The sequence below is a fragment of the Paenibacillus sp. FSL H8-0034 genome (assembly GCF_038000305.1).
Classification (GTDB): Bacteria; Bacillota; Bacilli; order Paenibacillales; family NBRC-103111; genus Paenibacillus_S.
The window spans coordinates 5215290-5235474 of record NZ_JBBOBS010000001.1 but is presented as its reverse complement, the minus strand read 5'-3'; the positions used below and the strand labels follow the sequence as shown (position 1 = coordinate 5235474).

15 protein-coding genes and 2 pseudogenes are annotated in these 20185 nt (G+C 43.0%); 14 read left to right on the top strand and 3 right to left on the bottom strand.

Going from position 1 to position 20185, the window contains the following annotated elements:
• Nucleotides 1-86: 86 nt before the first annotated feature.
• The 3 genes from NST47_RS23635 (at nucleotide 87) to NST47_RS23625 (ending at nucleotide 4254) form a co-directional block, all read left to right on the top strand.
• Complete coding sequence (locus tag NST47_RS23635; protein WP_341157318.1) at nucleotides 87-1694, top strand: protein kinase domain-containing protein; 1608 nt, start codon at nucleotides 87-89, stop codon at nucleotides 1692-1694.
• Between the two features lie 173 nt (nucleotides 1695-1867).
• Nucleotides 1868-2701, top strand: coding sequence for an HNH endonuclease (locus tag NST47_RS23630; RefSeq protein WP_341157317.1), 834 nt, complete (start codon nucleotides 1868-1870; stop codon nucleotides 2699-2701).
• A gap of 401 nt (nucleotides 2702-3102) precedes the next feature.
• Nucleotides 3103-4254: a DUF3800 domain-containing protein gene (locus tag NST47_RS23625; protein ID WP_341157316.1), complete on the top strand. Its 1152-nt coding sequence runs from the start codon at nucleotides 3103-3105 to the stop codon at nucleotides 4252-4254.
• Between the two features lie 478 nt (nucleotides 4255-4732).
• On the opposite strand, the pseudogene NST47_RS23620 reads toward NST47_RS23625, so the two are convergent.
• A pseudogene (locus tag NST47_RS23620) lies at nucleotides 4733-5504 on the bottom strand (IS5 family transposase).
• A 124-nt stretch (nucleotides 5505-5628) separates the two neighbouring features.
• On the opposite strand from NST47_RS23620, the pseudogene NST47_RS23615 reads away from it, so the two are divergent.
• The 8 genes and pseudogenes from NST47_RS23615 to NST47_RS23580 form a co-directional block, all read left to right on the top strand.
• Nucleotides 5629-5743, top strand: a pseudogene (locus tag NST47_RS23615) (DUF255 domain-containing protein); the annotation flags it as partial.
• A gap of 37 nt (nucleotides 5744-5780) precedes the next feature.
• Nucleotides 5781-6578 carry an HNH endonuclease gene (locus tag NST47_RS23610; RefSeq protein ID WP_341159740.1) on the top strand — a complete coding sequence of 266 codons (798 nt, stop codon included), beginning with the start codon at nucleotides 5781-5783 and terminating at the stop codon, nucleotides 6576-6578.
• Nucleotides 6579-6745: 167 nt separating this feature from the next.
• Nucleotides 6746-6907: a DUF255 domain-containing protein gene (locus NST47_RS23605; RefSeq protein WP_177237940.1), complete on the top strand. Its 162-nt coding sequence runs from the start codon at nucleotides 6746-6748 to the stop codon at nucleotides 6905-6907.
• Between the two features lie 37 nt (nucleotides 6908-6944).
• Complete coding sequence (locus NST47_RS23600) at nucleotides 6945-8834, top strand: thioredoxin domain-containing protein (protein WP_341157315.1); 1890 nt, start codon at nucleotides 6945-6947, stop codon at nucleotides 8832-8834.
• A gap of 337 nt (nucleotides 8835-9171) precedes the next feature.
• Nucleotides 9172-10755 carry a methyl-accepting chemotaxis protein gene (locus NST47_RS23595; protein ID WP_341157314.1) on the top strand — a complete coding sequence of 528 codons (1584 nt, stop codon included), beginning with the start codon at nucleotides 9172-9174 and terminating at the stop codon, nucleotides 10753-10755.
• A 19-nt stretch (nucleotides 10756-10774) separates the two neighbouring features.
• Nucleotides 10775-11203, top strand: coding sequence for a chemotaxis protein CheW (locus NST47_RS23590; RefSeq protein WP_341157313.1), 429 nt, complete (start codon nucleotides 10775-10777; stop codon nucleotides 11201-11203).
• Between the two features lie 15 nt (nucleotides 11204-11218).
• Nucleotides 11219-13225, top strand: a complete 2007-nt coding sequence (locus tag NST47_RS23585; RefSeq protein WP_341157312.1) for a chemotaxis protein CheA — start codon at nucleotides 11219-11221, stop codon at nucleotides 13223-13225.
• A gap of 78 nt (nucleotides 13226-13303) precedes the next feature.
• Entirely contained in the window at nucleotides 13304-13675 is a 372-nt protein-coding gene (locus NST47_RS23580) for an ArsR/SmtB family transcription factor (RefSeq protein WP_076228463.1), read from the top strand.
• A gap of 145 nt (nucleotides 13676-13820) precedes the next feature.
• On the opposite strand, the gene NST47_RS23575 is transcribed toward NST47_RS23580, so the two are convergent.
• Nucleotides 13821-15734 (bottom strand): glycosyl hydrolase family 18 protein, encoded by a 1914-nt coding sequence (locus NST47_RS23575; protein ID WP_341157311.1) that lies wholly within the window; start codon nucleotides 15732-15734, stop codon nucleotides 13821-13823.
• A gap of 218 nt (nucleotides 15735-15952) precedes the next feature.
• On the opposite strand from NST47_RS23575, the gene NST47_RS23570 reads away from it, so the two are divergent.
• Genes NST47_RS23570 through NST47_RS23560 form a run of 3 tightly spaced genes read left to right on the top strand, consistent with a single transcriptional unit; the run spans nucleotide 15953 to nucleotide 18667 of the window.
• Nucleotides 15953-16492 (top strand): DUF309 domain-containing protein, encoded by a 540-nt coding sequence (locus NST47_RS23570; RefSeq protein ID WP_341157310.1) that lies wholly within the window; start codon nucleotides 15953-15955, stop codon nucleotides 16490-16492.
• A complete protein-coding gene (locus NST47_RS23565; protein WP_341157309.1) occupies nucleotides 16489-17229 on the top strand; it encodes a response regulator transcription factor in 741 nt (246 codons plus the stop codon). The genes NST47_RS23570 and NST47_RS23565 overlap by 4 nt, the downstream gene beginning before the upstream one ends.
• Complete coding sequence (locus tag NST47_RS23560) at nucleotides 17222-18667, top strand: sensor histidine kinase (RefSeq protein WP_341157308.1); 1446 nt, start codon at nucleotides 17222-17224, stop codon at nucleotides 18665-18667. Before NST47_RS23565 ends, NST47_RS23560 begins: the two co-directional genes overlap by 8 nt.
• Before the next feature lie 74 nt (nucleotides 18668-18741).
• Here the strand turns inward: NST47_RS23560 and NST47_RS23555 are convergent, their stop codons facing one another.
• Entirely contained in the window at nucleotides 18742-20040 is a 1299-nt protein-coding gene (locus NST47_RS23555) for a VWA domain-containing protein (protein WP_341157307.1), read from the bottom strand.
• Between the last annotated feature and the right edge of the window lie 145 nt (nucleotides 20041-20185).

Here is a 20185-nt window from a genome sequence, read left to right as displayed (position 1 = left end):
ACCCAATACATATTCGCAAAAAGATTTCAAATTAATGTAGCAACGAATTAATATTGTTTACGATATATTTGGTTTGAGGTGTATATATGGACAACTCGGTTCTTTTAGAAGCTGCTGAGCGATTAAAAATCGGATTACTTTCTAAAGCTACAGATGGAGAATATCCTGATGTAAACTACAAAGAAGATTTAAAAGTCTTATCCTCTGACAATAGACTCTATATGATGTTACCTTCTTATGTTCGTTTGAGTCGTTCTAGCTCAGATTTTAGAAGAGCTATGCAAACTAAATTTAAAAGTTATGCAGAACGCAGGCAGTTTATTGATCAAGAATTAGACCCGATCTTTCGGTATTTAGAAAGTGTTACCAACAGTACAGACAACTTTGCATTGAATATTGATGTATATCAATTAGGTGAACAACTTGGTAATGGCGGATTCGGAATAGTATATAAATACAATCATAAATTGTTGGATATCGATTTTGCTATCAAAGTATTTGAACCTGTTTTTGTTTCTAATAATGAAAATATAGAAGGTGAAAAGCGATTTTTCAGAGAAGCAAAGGTGTTGTTTCAATTAAATAGTGATTATATTGTCCGAGTGTACGATATAGGTCGCATAGATGGTAAGCCATTTATTAGAATGGAATTTGTAGATGGATATACCTTGCAAGATTTCATAATACAAAATGGTGCTGTTTCTTTTGCACGTTCATTAAAACCTATCACTGCTTTATTAAAAGGCTTAAGTTATGCTCATAAAATGGGCGTTATCCATCGTGATCTAAAGCCTAGTAATGTTATGGTAACGAAAGATGGGAAATTTAAAATTATAGATTTTGGAATTAGTGCTTTCTTGGAAAATGAAAAGCATGCAAAATTAACTAAAACAGGGGAAGCTATAGCCGGAGGACCGTATATAGACCCTATACTTATGAATAATTCTAAAATACGTGACGTGCGAAGTGACATATATTCTGTCGGAGCAATTTGGTATTTTCTTTTAGTGGGACGTTCTCCCGTTGGAGGCGATGCTCGAAAGATCTTATTAGCATCAGGTAATGCCACAGAACTCCAAAGTGAAATAATTTTTAAATGTTTGACTGGTGATCCTAACGACCGTTATCAATCCTGTGAGGAAGTTCTAGCTATTCTACAACCAACAGAGAAAGCAATCAATCCACAAAATAATGCTACACTAGCTAACAGAATTACCGAAATAACCAGAGAAGCAATTTTTGATTATTTAATAGATCGTTATTACGAAGAATGTAATGCATACATTTATTCACAGTCAGGTAGCTTTAAAGAACCAGAACGTGTTTTTTGTTATTATGGTAAGAGAAGTTGTTCAAAATTTCTTGGTCGATTATATGATTTGGAAAGCATGCCTTCTAGAGATTCTCGTTTAAAAACATTCGAAGAGGAAATCCTGCAACATACTATGGAAAACGAAGACAATCAATATCCTTGGATTTTTCACGATAATAGATTAGGTTTGGAAGCCGGTAATGATGAGCTTTTGCTTAAATTTTTATGCGAAATGTTTCATCCATTAGTCCGATCAGAGAAAAGTGATTGGCAAAGTGTTAAAGATGACATTAATGAGTTACTAAAAATGGACGGATACGAGATATATGAAAGCGAAAAAATATCTGGTCGTTCTGTTTATTCTTATCGATATTGCGTATAAATATAAAAAATATATCCTATGAGTCAGCGCTACTTATCATCTTACTAGCCCAATTGGTAAGTCTACCTGATTTATTTTCAGCACTGCAACTACTTCACACTGATCAGTTAGAAATCGAAATTGATCAAATGTTGGGGATTGTGAAATTTATGGTTAAGGAGGATCAGTTTAGAGTGAGAGATGAATTTACTTCAAAAACAAGAGAAATATTATTTAAAAGAGCAGGTGCTCGATGCGCAAACCCTAATTGCCGAAAACCAACTTTTGCTGCTCACAAAGACATTAACAAATTTATTAGTATTGGCGTAGCCGCGCATATTACCGCAGCAGAAATTGGCGGACCGAGATATGATCCTAGTATGACCTCTAAAGAACGGAAATCCGCTGATAATGGAATATGGTTGTGTCAAGATCATGCTAAACTAATAGACAGTGACGAACTAAAATACACCGTCGATATAATTAAAGAATGGAGAACATTATCAGAAAAGGCGGCACTGTTTGATCTCGAACAAATATCAGCATCGACGGATAAAGATATTACTGAAGACAAGAAAATAATAAGATTTTTCTCACAGTGTTTTGATAGACCTGCATTTCAGGATGAGTTCATGCAAGAAGGTTCAATCGAAGCCTTTGATAAGGCAATTGAAGATACAATTATAGCAATAAATGTTGGGTGTCTAAGAGACCGAAACGGGGACATACTCTTTCAATCATATGGAAAGTCCTATTTATCAAATCATGAATGGCGGGCAAAGATGGATAGTATTGTAGACATTCTTCGAGCTATTCGTTCAAGGTATCAGCTTGCTATTAAATTAGGACAACTACATATTGGCAGTGAATACGAAGGAAAACAGTTTTATAATTTTTATGATCATGAATTAGCAAAATGGTTCGATGAGACCAGAGGGCAGGCAATTTATCTTTTTTCAACTATTTGTGTGGAGGCAGGAATTTCTAAACTTGTTTTTCCCAGAAAACGTAAATCTAAATATAATTAATTATGCTGTTGGTCAACTCTTTAAACAGTATTGTAAAATCTAAGTTGAAATTTAGATTGCTTAGTTCCATGCGCAACGAAACTGTAGAACAAAAATAGACTCTCCGATTTGCATACAGAAATCCTTACAAGAATGGATGGATGCTCTCTAAAAGCAGAAGGATATGGCCATGATGGAAAGAAAATATCATTAAGCAACAAGGAGCAACGAGAAAGCGAAGTTCTAATTTTGGGGAAATTTGATAGTATGAAGCTCGATAATTATGAAAGGATTTTTAAGGAAAAGCAATCCGATGCCAAGAGTAAAATAATCTGACCCATTTTTATGTTATTAGTCGTTTTTTACTGGGATAGGTTGATGAACATAAAATCCGGTTAAGTTAGTCAACTAGGGAGGGAAGAATGGGAGCTACATTTTATATTGACGAGAGCGGCAATACAGGAACCGACTGGTTGAATAGCGCACAACCGTATTTCGTATACGGAGGGTGGTTGATATTAAATAGCAAGAAAATAGAAATTGAAAAATATTTAAGTGATATTGTATCGACGGTACAAGCACCAGAACTTAAAGCAAAAAGTTTAAAAGGAAAAAGTGGCACATTTCGTTTTAGTACAATATTCCAAAAAATGCTTGACGAATACGGAGCTCTTCCAGTGTTTGGAATAGTAGATAAAAAATTTATGATAGCCGCCAAAATTGTGGAAACCTTTTTTGATTGTGAGTATAATCCAGCTATTAATGGGTATTTAACCTATCCAGTGGAATTAAAAAAAGCTCTGGCTACTTGTATCATAAAAGGTGATTACGATGATAAAGTAATCCAGAGCTTTTCTAGTTTAATTAGTAACTGTACAACAACGGTAATTGAGATGGAAAGAATTAATCAGCTATTAATTAATTTATTTATTGAGCAAGAGCATCCCATAGTTGCCGATTCTTTAAAAGGTTTGTCTCAGAAAAATTTTGAAGAAATGATTGATGAATTTGAAACTGTAACACGTCAAGGGACAAAGAAGAGCAGAATTACTCTAACAGGAACTATATTGTTAGAATTGCTGAAAAATATTGAATTACTTAGCAATAATTCGAACCTGGTGGTAAATGTGTATCACGACAACCTGAGGGGTTATGATGAAGTATTTCAAGAATTCAGTAATATTTTTTTTAGAGAGACCCCTCCAGCAATTATGGGAACAAAAGAACGCTTTTTTTTGACTAGTTTCCCACATATTAAATCAATAAATATGGTAGATTCAAAAAATGAATTAATAATTCAAGCGGCAGACCTATTATGTGGTTTTATTGCAAAATCATTTCACTCAATTAATAATACGAGACAGTTAGACGAATATTCTATAGAAGTGTTTTCGTACTTAGTGAGCTTGTATGACGAATTTATTGAAGATCATGTTAAAATATGGAATTGGTATGCCTCGTATGATTTTGAAAATAATTTTTTCTTAACTCTTAATCCCAATGCCAATATTGAAAAAATCAAATATCATACTATAATTCAGCGCGACTTTAATAAAGCGTTAAAGTGCCAATAGTATAATGTGCTCATTAAAAAGCACAATGTCTGCTGTATCGACCAAAAGACAGCATTTAAGCATTCCTGAATTAGCTTCTGTAGTGAAAATAAATAGCTAATATTGAATCGAGAATTAGAATTTGTTATTCTATTTAATGGCTAGGTGGGCACCTCTTGATGAGGAGAATCTAGCATGAATGCAGTTTTAAATATTATTTGTATCGTAGCGCTCATAATCACTGGCACTTTTATTTTTAAGTTACTGTCTTATCTCAAGCACAATGTTATTCTAGAATACAATGGAAGAGTAAACTTCAAAATTGGACGGATTGAAAAGTTGAAAACGGATCAATCCCGTTCACTTAAGACAAAATAAGATAATAAGAGGTTGCCCACCTGCTTAACGAGAAATCATTAAGCAGGTGGGCTTAAAAATAAAATATGTTAATTGATCAATATATTGATTAGGGCGTGTCTGAAAACTCAGTATAATGGAGTTACTTCAACAAAATCATGGAAGAAGCCAAAAAAGCAAAACTCAAAAAATTTCGAGCAAGCTTATCATAGCGTGTTGCGATCCCGCGGAATTGTTTGAGTTTGTTGAAAAAACATTCCACAACATGCCGTTCTTTATACTGATAAAAGTCGCATTCCCAAGGGTTTGCCGCATTAGACTTTGGTGGGATGCAAAACGTTGCGTCTTGCGATTCAATATAGGTTCGAATGCATGGGTACCATAGGCTTTATCGACTAAAACAACGCTCCCAGACAGCGTGACGCCCGAGAGGACTTCAACTGCCACCGTGCAGTCATGGATGTTTCCAGGCGTTAAAAACAGGCGAACCGGATTACCAATTGCATCCACTACGGCGTGGATCTTGGTGTTTCGACCGCCTCGGGAAAGTCCGATTTCTTGGTTGGTTTCGGCGGTTTCAGCCCCTTTTTAGCCCCCGCCGTATGCTGATGAACTTTACACGAGGTGCTATCAATGGATACATCCTGCAAGTCCGCATCGCCAGCCAAGGACTCAAATAGCTGTTGAAAAAGGTCATCGTTGCTCCACAAACGAAAACGGGAATATACAGTTTTCCAAGGGCCAAAACGTTCAGGCAAGTCACGCCAAGGAGCCCCTGTTTTTACTTTCCAAAGCATGCCATTCAGCATGACTCGATTAGGCTTCGAGGGCCTGCCTTCGCCTGTATTTTCGGGTGGTACTAGATCTTTGATCCGTTCCCAATCCTGGTCCCTGATTTCGTGGCGTCGTAGCATAATTTCAAAGGTCTCCTCGTGATCTCGTTTATGGTAAATTATGCTACGTTGTCTTCTTTGAAGCAATAGATAGTTTTCAGACACGCCCTAATAAACAACATTCATTCGATAAATAGGCTGCCCCATGACAACGAACAGCAAACCCAATAGATTAGCCAACGAAAAGTCGCCGTAAGCACGCACATAACCCAGTAGACTGGTTCCCTTGGTCAGATGAGGTTTTAGAAATTGCAAAACGTGCGTGATGCAGGAGTATTTGAAGGGGAGCTTTTAACAATGACAAGATTATTTAAAGAATTTAAGTATAGATTCACATACCCCAATGTATCATTCATTTATGAAACGGTTTTCGAGAGAGCAGATGTTGAATATTTAAAAGATTATTTTAATCCAGAAGATGAGGGGTTTAGCTTGCGCATCATTAAGCCTCAAAAGGATACATTATTACACGATTTTTTGAGAGTCCGACTTGATCTTGATTATGAATATTTTGAAGATAAAGTTGGTAATCGTGAAATAATTGAGGAGTATGAGAAAATTTTAACTACTTATCAAGTCCCGTTCCCAGTAATTAAAGAATATGACGGACTTGATGATGATGATAATGCATTAGAGCAATATGAGGAAATTGAGTCAGAACATATAAATAATCTCAAGGAATTGTTAAAGCCTGTATTTGAACAAATTGTCCAAGAATCATTTACAATTTTGTTTGGGGACAGGATGTTTTTATTAAAGTTGAATGAAATTGTAGCATCAGTAATAGTGGAAATCAAGAAAGTTGATTATCTTGACATTATGAGCCGGGATGGAGTTGTAAAAAGAGCAAGTTATATTCCAGAATGGCTTAAAAGTGCAATATTTCATAGAGACAAGGGTAAATGTCAAGTATGTGGAAGGGATTTGTCTGGCCTTTTGTTTTTAGGTGAAGAGGTTCATTACGATCATGTTATCCCTCTTAATTTAAGCGGGACAAATGACCCTACGAACTTTCAACTGTTATGTAGAGAACATAATCTATCCAAAAGCGGAACTAAGGTAATGACTTCCGAGAGATATCAAACATATTGGTAAGGAATGCTGTTATTATTAAAGAAATAAGCACGCTTCAGATAACCGTTTTATGAGCTGATTTTCCTTGGTTACTAAAGCAGGAACAATAGAGTTTTCCTTTTTACATGGGTATGCTAAACTCAGACCCTACATAACAAAAATTCAAAATTTCAAGGAGGTGATGCCCCATGACAACTAATTCCATACCCAATAGATTAATCGCTGAGAAATCCCCATATTTGCTCCAGCACGCCTACAACCCCGTGAAATGGTTCCCGTGGAGTGATGAAGCATTTGAAACAGCGAGAAGAGAAAATAAGCCTATTTTCTTATCTATTGGGTATAGCTAGTTGTTGATTCACACGTACCTGTCATTGGTGTCACGTCATGAATCACGAATCCTTCGAAGACGAGGAAGTCGCAGCTCTCTTAAATAAAGATTACATATCGATCAAAGTAGACCGTGAGGAGCGTCCGGATGTCGATCATCTGTACATGTCGGTCTGCCAGGCTTTAACCGGGCAGGGTGGATGGCCGTTGACGATCATCATGACGCCGGAGAAGAAGCCTTTCTTCGCGGGAACGTATTTCCCCAAAGGCCGCAAGTACGGCCGTAAAGGTTTGATGGACATCCTGCCGCAGATTGCAGGCAAGTGGGCTGAAGACAGCGCCCAAATATCGCAGATGGGTGATCAGATTATTGCGGAAACGCAGAGTCGTCTGATAGCCAACCTGCAGGGGGATATCTCGGAGGAATCGTTGGAGCAGGCTTTTCAAATGTACGATAAGATGTTTGACGCGCAGTATGGCGGCTTTGGTGATGCGCCCAAGTTTCCGACCTCGCATAACTTGTCTTATTTGCTTCGCTACTATACAAGGACTGGCAATGAGCGGGCGTTGGCGATGGTGGAGAAGACGCTGGACAGCATGTATCGCGGTGGAATGTACGATCATATCGGATGGGGATTTGCGCGGTATTCGACGGATGAACGGTGGTTAGTGCCGCATTTTGAGAAGATGCTTTATGATAATGCCCTACTGACGATGACCTACATCGAGGCCTATCAGGTAACCGGTAAGCAGCAATATGCTGAGGTAGCCGAACAAATTATTGCTTATGTGCTGCGGGATATGACGGATGAACATGGTGCCTTTTATTGTGCGGAGGATGCGGATTCAGAGGGTGAGGAAGGAAAGTTTTATGTATGGAAACCCGCGGAAATCAGGCAGCTGCTGGGTGAAGAAGAGGGCGAGCTGTACTGCAGTGTATATGATATCACGGACAGTGGGAACTTTGAAGGACATAGTATTCCGAACCTGATCGAAGGGACGATCGAGGATGCTGCCCGATTACAAGGCGTACCGCTTAATGAGTTGAGAGCAAGACTGGAAGCTTCGCGGTGCAAGCTGTTCGACCATCGGGAGAAGCGGATTCACCCTCATAAGGATGATAAGATACTCACCTCATGGAATGGGCTGATGATTATGGCTCTAGCCAAAGCGGCCAAGGCGCTCAACAAGCCGGAGTATGCAGAGGCAGCGCGTCGTGCTTCGGATTTTATAGCTCGGGAGCTTCGACGTGAGGATGGGCGGATACTTGCCCGTTATCGTGAGGGGGAGGCCGCTTACCTCGGGTACGTGGACGATTATGCGTTCTATGTCTGGGGGCTGATCGAGCTGTATGAGGCAACCTTTGACATCGAGCTGCTGCAGCTGGCCGTGGAGCTGAATGCAGACATGCTGACGTTGTTTTGGGACACGGAGCAGGGTGGTTTATTCTTCTATGGCCATGATGGTGAGCAGCTGTTCACACGTCCGAAGGAAATCTATGATGGTGCGTTGCCATCGGGTAATTCCGCTGCTGCACTCAATATGGCCAAGCTGGCCAGATACACGTATGACGCGAGTTTATCTCAAAAGACGGACGAGCAGCTCCAGGCGTTCGCGGGCTCTGTACAGAAATACCCATCAGGTCACGCCTTGTTCCTGATTGCGTTGGATTATGTCATAAGTGCGCCTTCGGAGATTGTGCTTACTGGTGATCCGAATAATCCGGATTTGCTTGCAATGAAGGAGAAGCTGCAGCGCAGATTTATGCCGCATGCGATCTATATGCTGCATCCAAGCACAGGGCAAGGAGAAGCAGCAAGGAAGCTAATTCCGCTCTTGAGGGATAAGGTTGTGTTAGGCGGCAGGGCAACTGCCTACATTTGTGAAAATTTTGCTTGCCATGCTCCTGTTACCGATTTGGATGAGCTGGATGAAATAGAAGAATAGTTCGGAATACGAGCGTGAGGATCCTTATGATTCTCACGTTTTTCTATGTCTGTAAAGATGACAATGGTCTTATACGATACATATATACATAACCGAAAGCCGATAAAACATACAAAATTAATATGTAGATAGTGAGTGACTATTAGTCATAATCAACTTTCCATACATATGTAGAACTTTGTAGAAAAAAGTCGAATATAGGTACAAAGAACCATGTTATATTTGCGGAATTTTTTGTAAAATCCTCTTATCTCGGGATGACATTTACATAGATGATGAAGTCAAATCTAATGGAACGAGCACCAGGAGAACAAACTAACTTACAGAGGGTGAGACTATGAAATGGTTTATGAATTTGAAAACATCAGTGAAATTAATTTCCGCATTTGGTATTGTTGCAGTCATCGTAGGGGTTGTTGGATTATACGCTATATCTAATCTGAGCATGATGAACGGCAATATTAGTGAAATGTACACCAATAACCTCACATCGATTCAAAGACTGTCTGCGGGACTTAATAGCTATCAAAATATGCGTGTAGCCACGCGTGACATCCTTCTGAACGATACTTCAGCCGGGAATAAACTGCAGTCGGATATTGAAGGCTATATGAAGGATTTACAGGACCAGATGGATGTTTACCGAGGAACGCCCATTACCCCTGTTGAGAAAGAACAGCTTAAAGCCTATGATACGGCTTTGGCGGCTTATACAAAGAATCTTGCTGCAGCCTTAAAGTTGGCCGAGAAGGATGATAAGAACGAATACAACAAGTATCTTAACAGCGAGTTGGTGCCTTCCGGAACGAAGGTCAGGGAAAGCTTAACGAAGCTGATCGATACCAATGTAAAGCTGGCTGAAGGCAAGAATATTGAATCAGCCGATGCCTATACGTCCGCACGCACAACGACGATCATCATTGTTGTCCTTGCATTTATCCTTAGCATTGCAATGGGTTATGGAATCGCACAATCGATCGCTCGCCCACTGCATCGGATCGTGGAACTGGTTACCAAGGTGGCGCACGGCGATTTGCGGGAGAAGGCCGATATTCATACGAAGGATGAAGTCGGGCAATTGGCAGCTTCGATGAATCAAATGATCAACGGTCTGCAAAATCTGATTAGTGGCATCATTCAATCCTCGCAAAGTGTCGCTGCCGCATCCGAGGAAATTTCGGCGAGCACAGAAGAAATTGCTGGGAGCAGCATCAGTCAGGCGCAGTCCGCGCAATCCATCACAGAACTGTTCAAAGAATTGAGCGTAGCCATTAACTCAGTTGCCGAAAGTGCAGAGCAAGCTGCAGAGTTGTCCAACATAACGGTCAAAACCGCCAGTGAAGGCGATAAAGTGATACAGGCTTCTATAGTGGGGATGCAAGCCGTGAACCAGACGATGACACGGTTAGAAGAAGACTCCTTGAAAATAGGCGACATTATTGAGGTTATTGATGATATTGCCGATCAAACCAATTTGCTGGCGTTGAATGCAGCAATTGAGGCGGCACGAGCAGGCGATCAAGGCAGAGGTTTTGCCGTTGTAGCTGATGAGGTCCGTAAGCTCGCTGAACGAAGCAGTGAAGCGACGAAGGAAATATCCTCCATTATTAAAGTGATGCAGTCGAATACGAAGCAAAGTGTGAATGCAGTGCTGGACAGCGTGGCACAATCGTCTCAAACCGGCGAAGCCTTCCAAAATATTATTCATATGGTCAACGATTCTTCACAGAAAGTGAACGAGATCGCGGCGGCCTGCGAGGAAGAAGCTGCCCAGGCATCTGAAGTTATGCATTCGGTTGAGTCCATAGCCGCCTCCAGTCAGGAATCGGCAGCAGCTTCCGAGGAAACAGCGGCAACGTGTCAATCGCTTGCACAGCTTGCGGATGAGTTGAATACCTCCGTCTCGATTTTCAAAATTTAAGCATACGGATGTGATTCTTATGGCAACAGTACAGCAGGACCAATATATTGAGATGACTGTCGGACTTGAGGCATATGCCGTCAGAATTGAAGAAATTCATGAAATTATTAAAATGCAGACGATAACAGAAATTCCTCATTGTAAGCCTTATGTGAAGGGTGTCATTAATTTAAGAGGCAAGGTTGTCCCCGTTGTCAGCTTCAGGAATTTGTTCGGCTTGCCGGAACAGCAGGCTACAAAAACAACACGTATTGTAGTAGTGAAGCACCGGGAAGAGTCGGTTGGGATCATTGTTGATCAAGTGAACAAAGTAACCACATTTCCCGATATTCAGCCGCCGCCGGATCATCTAGGAGGTGTGAGCGGAGCTTATTTTTTAGGGATCGGACTTCGTGAAAACAAGCTGGTCGGGATTTTAAAACTGGATGAAGTGCTGCTGCGCGACTAGGGGAGGCTGTTACGTATGAACGATTTGTCAGCCTATCGGGAAGCATTTATTGAAGAATTGGTGGATCAGCTTGACCGAATGGAGCAAGAACTGCTGTCGATGGAAAAGGAAGCAGCAGAAGAAACCGTCCAATCTATTTTCCGTGCCGCACACACGATTAAAGGCTCCTCGGCTGCGATGGGCTTTGATGAAATGAAGTCAGTGACACATGAAGTCGAGCATTTGCTGGATATGATCAGGGGAAAGAAGCTTGAGGTCGATGGGGCGCTCATTAATTTACTGTTTAACGCATTGGATGTTTTGAAAGCATTACGTGACGAGTATATGCGTGGACTTTCATATTCCGATATTTCAAAATTGGTGTATGATCTTCAGAATTTCACGAAAGCACCCACAAAACCGATTCCATCCAAAAGCTTGCCGGAGCTAACCCTGGAGCAATCGCTGCAGGTGGAGGAAGCTGTAGAATCAGGGCTGCAGCTGTTGAAAGTCCAGATCAACCTGAGTGACGATTGTCCGATGATGGCTGCCCGGTTTCAGCTCACGACTCAGGAAATAACTGCAAGCTACGGTACGGTTATTTGTTCCGATCCGTCTGCTGTGGATTACCAAGAGACCGAGGATAGCGTATATTCAGAATCCATATTTCTCATAAGCACCTCTCTCGATATAAAGGACGTTCAGGAGCAGTTATCTACACTCACCGACGTCAGGCTGGTTAAGGTAGAAAGCTACAAGCCGTCAAATAAGCCGAGCAGCGCAGTGTCTGTTCCCAAAGCACAGGTGCAGGAGGATAAGAGCAAGCAGGGACCACAAACGATACGCGTCAGTGTGGAACGCCTGGAGCATCTGATGAATCTTGTAGGAGAGCTGCTGATTGACCAGACATCGCTCTCCCAGCTGAAGCAGTCGGTATCCAGGCGGTTTGCGAACGAGGAATTTGTGGAAAGGCTTAGCGACATCAGCGATCATATGTCAAGCATCGTGGAAGAGCTGCAAGAAAGTGTGATGAAAGCGCGGATGCTGCCCATTGAGCATTTATTCAACCGTTTCCCAAGGATGGTTAGAGATTTGTCACAGAAGCTTGGCAAAGATATTGAGCTGGTGCTGGAAGGAATGGAAACAGAGCTCGACCGTACGCTGATCGAAGAAATCGGGGACCCCTTGATCCATCTCATACGCAACGCAGTGGACCATGGTATCGAAGCGGCTGATGTGCGTGCGAGCCAAGGGAAAAGAGTAAAAGGGCGCGTCCGCTTAAATTCGTTTCATGAGGACAATCAGGTTGTCATTACGGTAGAGGATGATGGGGCAGGCATTTTGCCTGACAAGATGAAAGCTTCCGCACTGCGTAAAGGGATTATTACCGAAGAGGAGGCTGAACGGCTTTCGGACTATCATGCGATATGCCTGATCTTCCGTCCGGGATTTTCCACGGCTGCGGCTGTTAGCGAGGTATCGGGGCGCGGTGTTGGGATGGATATTGTCCGCAACCAGATTGAGCGGTTGAACGGATTGATCGATATCGACTCGAAAGCAGGGCAGGGAACTTGCTTTACAGTACGAATTCCGCTGACTCTGGCCATTATTACAGGACTTATGGTAAAGGTTAGCAGCCGTGATTATGTCATTCCGATGAATAACGTTATTGAAATCGTCCGCATACCGATGGAGCATATTCAAACCGTTCGTGGTGAAAATGTAATTGTTATCCGCGATAAGGTGATTCCTCTCATATGGCTGCATGATGCGCTGCAATTGGACAAAAGCAATGTGCAGGGTAAATTCATACCAATCGTCGTGGTCGGATCTGCGGAGAAGAAGCTTGCTCTCGCAGTCGATGAATTGTTAGGCAATCAAGAAATCGTGATCAAAACGCTGGGGACTTTTTTAGGCAAGATACCATTTATAACGGGAGCAACCATCCTGGGCAACGGTAGGGTTGCACTCATTCTGGAAATAGCATATTTGATACAAATGATGAATAAGCATACCGTCGGGCAGCCGGTACCTATCATGTAACCAATATGAATGATTCCGTTCGGTTGATTAATTTGCTATAATACAGGGATAGTTGTCTGGATTGGAAGGTGTGATCATATGGAACCGTCCCTTGGTACAGTCGAGGATTGTGAATCATCGTGTTTTGGCTCGGAAGCAGATCTCAATCAAGTTAGAGAAAAGATGATTGATGAGGAGTCGGCCGTTCAGCTTGCCGATTGGTTTAAAGCATTCAGCGACCCGACTCGCGTAAAATTAATTGGTGCACTGCTTCAAAAGGAGCTCTGTGTTCACGACCTATCCGTACTATTGGATATGGGACAATCTGCAGTATCCCATCAGCTGCGCTATCTTCGCAATATGAGAATCGTGAAGCGTCGTAAAGCCGGCAAAACCGTCTTTTACTCACTGGATGATTCACATATCGAAGAGATTTTTGTCCAGACCCTGCAGCATACGAAGCATGGTTAATCGGTAACCAGCCCTGCACCTTCATGGGAATGGTCCTGCTTATGACAAAGCCCGCAAGTATACGGTCTATACCGTTGCTTGCGGGCTTTGTTGATTCCGTTCAGGGTAACGTTCAGAATTCATTATACTACATACTACGAAAAGCTTATTTTTGCTGAATCATCATTTTCCACAGATCGGCTGAATCGTATCCGAGTCTCCAGGCTGCGACGCCGCCGAGATCATATTTTTTGGCGATATCCAGACGAGCCTTAACGGTGGCCTCATCCTCCAGCCAGAATACTCTTTTGTTCCCATCCTGCTCATACTCGACCCGATATTGGCCAAATTTGTCATCCCAGGTTTGAGTCGCTTTTTTACTTTTGATCAAAGCGGGTAAATCCTTCATCAGCAGTGCACGGTTATCAACGAGCTGACCACTTTCATCGATCTGCCATTCACGCACATAAAAAGGAATTCCCATAATAAGCTTATCTCTCGGAATACCGTATGACAGGAACTCTTGAACACCTTCCTCGACCCACTGCAGCCCGGCTACCGAGCCGGCTTCAGGTCCGGTTCTCCAGTGCTGATCATACGTCATCGTGATGATGTAATCAACGGTTTCTCCCAGCTTCTCATGATCATAAGCCGTCTGCGCATTCCACTTCACACTGCCGCGCGGCAAATCGATAGAAATTTTAAGACTTTCAGCATGCGCGGCAGCCGTCAAATTTTTGACAAAGGCTGTGAATGGAGCACGATCCTTGCCGGCAACACTTTCAAAATCGATGTTCAAGCCTTCGACACCCAATTGAGCACCCTTGCTTACCAATGCTTGGATAAACTTTTTTTGCGCTTCTGGATCAGCCAGAAATTTGGTCGTTAACGCGGCGTCAAACTGGTTGTTAATTAATGGATATACACGAACGTTTTGCGCTTTTAGCCAAGCGACGGTTTCCTTATTGGACGTATCCGTCAGAGTGCCTGATGCATCAGCAAGCGTAAAATACGTTGGTGACACTACGTCCAGCCCTACTGTATTGTTCACATGCCCGCGAATCGTATCATTGTTGGAGCTTCCGTTCCAACCCCAGAACTGCAGCATCCGGAAATTGTCCCATACCTTATAGCTATCATCCAACAGTCGGATGGAGGCATTGCTGAAGCTCAGCGCGTAATTAACAGCATCCGGCAAAATCGACGAGTCGGAGATCCACTTATCATTTTGGAATACCTGGTAGTAGGGATAATTAGTCCAAATGTCTTTCGGTGAATCATTCTTAGTAATACGAGTATGGTCAAAAGACTTTGCGTAGGCTATGGCGTCATCAAGGCTAAGAAAGGAATTCAGCAGTGACGAATATTGATAAACCTTATACATTTTTTCATTGGATAAAATAGTCTGGTTGTTCTTATCTGATCTGACTACACTGGAATTTCCCCATGCTGCAGCCTCACGAACGGCATCCTCCAAATAAGCGAAGGACCAGCTATCCTGGGTGGACTTGCCTTGATATACCTGGTACACCTTGGGTCCTGCACGAAGCTCGCTTTTGCTGGATTCCGGAATGTTGTCCCAGATCCACTGGTGGTCGCGAAGATCGATGATATGTACATTGCCCCATTTGGCGCCTTCGGCTTTGGCTTGGGCCAATGTAGTGAATTCCCAGGAATCCAGTGTGAAATCACCTTGATATAAGCGGTACTGTGGATAATTATTCCAAACCCATCCATCGGAACGAAGATCGCGAATACTGGCATGTCCCCAATTGGAGGCTTCCTTGATAGCTTGATCAAGCGTAGCAAATTCCCAAGCGGAGCTGCTTACTCCATTCTGATACAATTTATAACGAGGATAGTTGTTCCACAGCCATTTACGTGTGCTGATTTCCTCGACATGCGTGCTTGTAAACTGCTTGGCGTAATTCTCGGCAGTGCTATAATCGGAGGTTTCTACTAAAATTCGGTCATCCTGATAAACCCGATATTTAGACGTCTTATCAGCGGCCATAGCCGTACCGGACGAAGTGAGGAGCAGCGCCAATATGGATAGGACCAGAACGGTATTGCGCTTCAAGTTGCATCAGCCTCTTTCTACTAGTTACTAATCTATTAAACGCAATATAGCACTAAGAAGTTGCGAGGAAAATAATAGGAAGGAAAATTATTCCTGATAAAAGTAACAATTCTGTGGACGAATTTGAATCAGTAGTTTCCGTTTTCGGACCTTCTTGATACAATAAGAATACCCGTAGCTACAGCTATGTCGGATGTATGGAAAAGGCGGTTATCGGTATGCAGAAATATCCACAGGCTTATATCAATTATCTGATATACTTTCATGCGGAAAGAGATTATTTTGAATGCCATGAGGTATTGGAAGAATACTGGAAGGACCATCCCGGTGATCTATGCGCTTCGACCTATGTAGGACTGATCCAGGTTGCCGTTTCGTTATACCACTGGCGCAGGCATAATTACGCAGGAGCTGAGAAGATGCTGCGCAGCGCGCTCACTCAGTTGAAGGATGCAGATTTGGTACAGTTGGGTATAGAGGCAGAGGTATTTCGCACCAGACTTTCAGGGCGCTTGGAGGCACTGGAGAATCCTGATGATAGGCAATACAAGGATTTGGATATCCCGCTTGCAGACCCGCAGCTGGAGGTGCTTTGCCTGGAGCATTGCAGCGTGAACGAGCTGACCTGGCTTCGACCCAGTGATCTAAGCAACACACAGCTTATCCATAAGCATACCCTGCGGGACCGTGCACCCGTTATTCTGGAGCGGGAGCGCAGCAGGCAGCTCAAACTGTTAGCAAAGAGGGACAAAGGATGAGTAAAGAGTCTAAGCACGGTAAAATTATGATTGTTGATGACGAACCGAATATTGTCGAAGTCATCCGATTGTATCTGGAGCATGCAGGCTATGAGCCGATCATCGCTTATCGAGGTGGGGAGGTGCTGCAAACTGTACGGGTTCAGCAGCCGGATCTGGTGCTTCTGGATGTGATGCTTCCGGATCATTCCGGCTTTGAGCTGTGCAGCCGTATTCGCAGTGAATCGGGAGCTCTTGCGCATACGCCTATTATTTTCCTCACGGCCAAAGGCGAGTCGATAGACAAGCTAAGGGCCTTCAACCTGGGTATCGACGATTATATTGTAAAGCCGTTTGATCCCAATGAGCTGATTGCCCGAATTAAAGCTGTATTACGTCGGACACAATTGCAAAATACGACTGCAAATACGGGCTCCGAGCAGGACCGCGAGAAATTGCTGCGAATGGGAGCTCTGATGATCGATCCAGGTCAATACAAGGTCACCTTGGATGGCAAACGGATTGATTTGACCCCTAAGGAGATCGAGCTGCTTTATTTTCTGGCCTCAAATCCGGGGAGGGTATACTCGCGTGAGGACTTGCTTGGTTATGTGTGGAACTTCGATTTTAGCGGAGGCACACGTACGGTAGACGCTCATGTCAAAAATTTACGCAAAAAGCTGGGTGCCAGCACCGATTGGGCGATTCAAACCCTCTGGGGGATCGGCTATTCATTCGAGGTCATGCAGCATGCGTAAACCTTGGTTTAGCAGCTTTTATATCAAAATTTTCTTAACGTTCCTGGTCACGTGTATTTTATTTTTTGTCGGACTGGCCGTGTTCTGGAATTATTACTTTACCGATTTGTTTTATAAGGATAAAAAAGAGATGCTTTCCTCCCGTTTTGGTGAAGTCGCCAAGCTGCTGCCATCAATTCAGGAAGGAACGATTTCAACACGTGAAATGCGATTTGGTGTACGGATTATTGCCCGAAGCATTAATGGTCAGGTCTGGCTTGTCGATAGCTCGGGTATCATTCTTAATGGTTCGTCAGAGCGTGAAGGTACGCTGATTCCGAAGGTTGTGGATACGTTGTTTATCGATGGCCTGAAGGGACAGGCAGGCTTCGTAGCGGGGGAATACAAGCTGGATGAGCGGGCGCGAGGGGGCACCCTGACTTATTATGCTCCATCGCAGCTGAACGGTAAGCCGATTGTGATTTTTCTGAATGTGCCTGCCATTGAGGTCAGTGAAGCGCTAGCTGCTGTACGCTGGAATATTTCGGTCCCACTGTTATTTTCATTATTGACGGTAGGTTTGATCCTGTACGTGATCTCCCGTAAGCTGGCAGGGCCATTGCAGCAGATGAACCGGGCGGCGCTTGAGCTTGCAGGTGGAGATTTTACAGTAAGAGTGCCCGTGACCTCCAAGGACGAAATAGGTGAGCTGGCCAGCAGCTTTAACTTCATGGTGGATCAGTTGGTGAATTGGGAGGATGCAAGGCAGGAGTTTTTGGCTAATGTATCCCATGAGCTGCGTTCACCTCTAACCTCGCTAAGAGGGCTCATCATCGCAATGAATGACAAGATTATTCCCGAGGATAAATACGGACATTATTTAAAAATATGTGATTACGAGGTACAGCGCCTGCAGCGTCTTGTTAATGATTTGCTGGATCTGGCAAGAATTCAGAATGGTATGGATGTTTTTCTGACCTATCCGATGGACATCGTAGGCAAAACCCGTGAAGTGCTGGATCTGATCAAGCCGACCCTGGCTGACAAAAAAATTACCCTGCTGGAGCAGCTTCCGGAAGAAAGCTATAGTCCGATCGTATCCAATTTGGACGATGACCGTTTTGCACAAATCTTACAAAATCTTTTGCACAATGCGATCCAGTTCACTCCATCGGGAGGGACGATTACAGTTCGTGTATGTGAAGAGGATGGAAACGGAACGATCTATATTCTTGACACGGGTATAGGCATATCGGGCGATGAGCTGCAGCGGATCTGGGAGCGTTTCTATAAAGCCGAGCATTCACGAATTTCCCGATCTGAGGGCACGGGGCTTGGGCTTACTATCGTGAAGCACCTGGTTAACGGAATGAAAGGTACGATCGAGGTTGCGAGTGAGGTAGGCGTAGGAACCGAGTTTAAGCTGTCATTTCCACTCAGCGAGCATGAAGGAGCTTAGTCTTCATACTCGCTAGCCTTTTATTGTGAGCCATGCCCAATCTGTTTCTCTGAACTTCCACGGTCTGGTAGCTGCTACGATTTGAGAATTCGTTTTTGTCTCGCTTGTACAAGCCATTGCGGGTATTCATTGAACAATCTGTCATACAGCTCACTGTCACTGACGGTATCAATATCATCAAGTGCAAAGAAGTCTGCATTATCAATGAATCTACCAGGCAGGTCATCCAGCTCTTCCAACACACCATAGTCAGATTGTCCCAATCCTACAAATTGCCAAAAAATCCCCAGCTTTGAGCTTTCAATCAAGATTTCCGCTATTTCTTCCGTTTCATAGATGCCTCCGTCACTGAAAAAGACAACGTAAGCGGGGACGCGATCATTGGGCTCCTCTTTGCTATATTTTTTGATTATGTCACGCATGACTGCTGGCTCGTTGTTTCCGAATCCAACACTACCCATTATATGTGTACGTTCTACATAGTTTTCATAATCGGCGGCAGTAACACTTCCGGTCCGTTTACTTTGATCCGCAAAAAACCACACATCAAGCTGCCCGTCATCATCCATGCTGGATGCGATAGCTAACACTTTTTCGAAGGCACGCTGAACGGTGCCTGTTTGATAGAGGTAGTACATGGAACCCGAATCGTCAAAGACAACGGCAACGCGTGCCTTTTCGTTCGAGATCTTATTTTTGGCAAGAGAGATTTCTACTTTCTTTTTCAGTAGGTCAATTTTGTTGAGATTAATTTTCGTTTCTACAGGGGGCGCGGCTGCAGCGGCAGATTCAGCTGCAACAGTATCATGACCTGCATCTTCCTGCGTATCTATAACCTCAAGTCCGTAATGCTTGCATAGGTCGTCTAATCCTCCGAAAAAACCACTGCCGATCGCGCTGAACTTCCATTCCCCGTTATGTAGATAAAACTCTCCGACAACAATCGCTGTTTCTTTGGTAAGATCCTTGCCGAACTCAAATGTAATCGTCGTTTCTTTACCGCTCGGGTCAATAATCTCCAGATAAGTATTGGATACTTGATTAAAATACTGGTTTAATTTCTTGCCTTCATGAATCGTTAGCGTAAGCGCAATTTTATGGATCGAGGAGGATAATCGGCTCCAGTCCATTGTGAATTGTCCACTTTGGGCGTTACTGCCTGCAGTATACGACACTGAACGATCAGAGCTTACAGGATTTCCATAAAAAATGAAATCTTCATCCTGCGCACATATACCAGAGCTGGATAATAAAAATGCAGAAGCATCCGCCTCAATACGGGTATCAGCCGTTTTCCAGCCAATATGAACCTGTACATGTTTATGATTTCGATTTTTGGTGACATCGATTTTTTGTCCTTTTTGCAGCAGCATGTTGCGTTCCTCCTAAAGGTTCCTCATGGACTGAGGTTATGGGTATGTTGTACCACTTCCAACTATATCAAAAATAGGAATCTAGCACCATATTTAATGCGAGTCACTTCAATAGAAACCTTGAAAAAGATTTTACATAATATTC

Coding starts and splice junctions, on each gene's coding strand:
- NST47_RS23635 (WP_341157318.1), top strand. CDS start 87: ATGGACAACTCGGTTCTTTTAGAAGCTGCTGAGCGATTAAAAATCGGA.
- NST47_RS23625 (WP_341157316.1), top strand. CDS start 3,103: ATGGGAGCTACATTTTATATTGACGAGAGCGGCAATACAGGAACCGAC.
- NST47_RS23610 (WP_341159740.1), top strand. CDS start 5,781: ATGACAAGATTATTTAAAGAATTTAAGTATAGATTCACATACCCCAAT.
- NST47_RS23605 (WP_177237940.1), top strand. CDS start 6,746: ATGACAACTAATTCCATACCCAATAGATTAATCGCTGAGAAATCCCCA.
- NST47_RS23600 (WP_341157315.1), top strand. CDS start 6,945: ATGAATCACGAATCCTTCGAAGACGAGGAAGTCGCAGCTCTCTTAAAT.
- NST47_RS23595 (WP_341157314.1), top strand. CDS start 9,172: ATGAAATGGTTTATGAATTTGAAAACATCAGTGAAATTAATTTCCGCA.
- NST47_RS23590 (WP_341157313.1), top strand. CDS start 10,775: ATGGCAACAGTACAGCAGGACCAATATATTGAGATGACTGTCGGACTT.
- NST47_RS23585 (WP_341157312.1), top strand. CDS start 11,219: ATGAACGATTTGTCAGCCTATCGGGAAGCATTTATTGAAGAATTGGTG.
- NST47_RS23580 (WP_076228463.1), top strand. CDS start 13,304: ATGGAACCGTCCCTTGGTACAGTCGAGGATTGTGAATCATCGTGTTTT.
- NST47_RS23570 (WP_341157310.1), top strand. CDS start 15,953: ATGCAGAAATATCCACAGGCTTATATCAATTATCTGATATACTTTCAT.
- NST47_RS23565 (WP_341157309.1), top strand. CDS start 16,489: ATGAGTAAAGAGTCTAAGCACGGTAAAATTATGATTGTTGATGACGAA.
- NST47_RS23560 (WP_341157308.1), top strand. CDS start 17,222: ATGCGTAAACCTTGGTTTAGCAGCTTTTATATCAAAATTTTCTTAACG.
- NST47_RS23555 (WP_341157307.1), bottom strand. CDS start 20,040: ATGCTGCTGCAAAAAGGACAAAAAATCGATGTCACCAAAAATCGAAAT.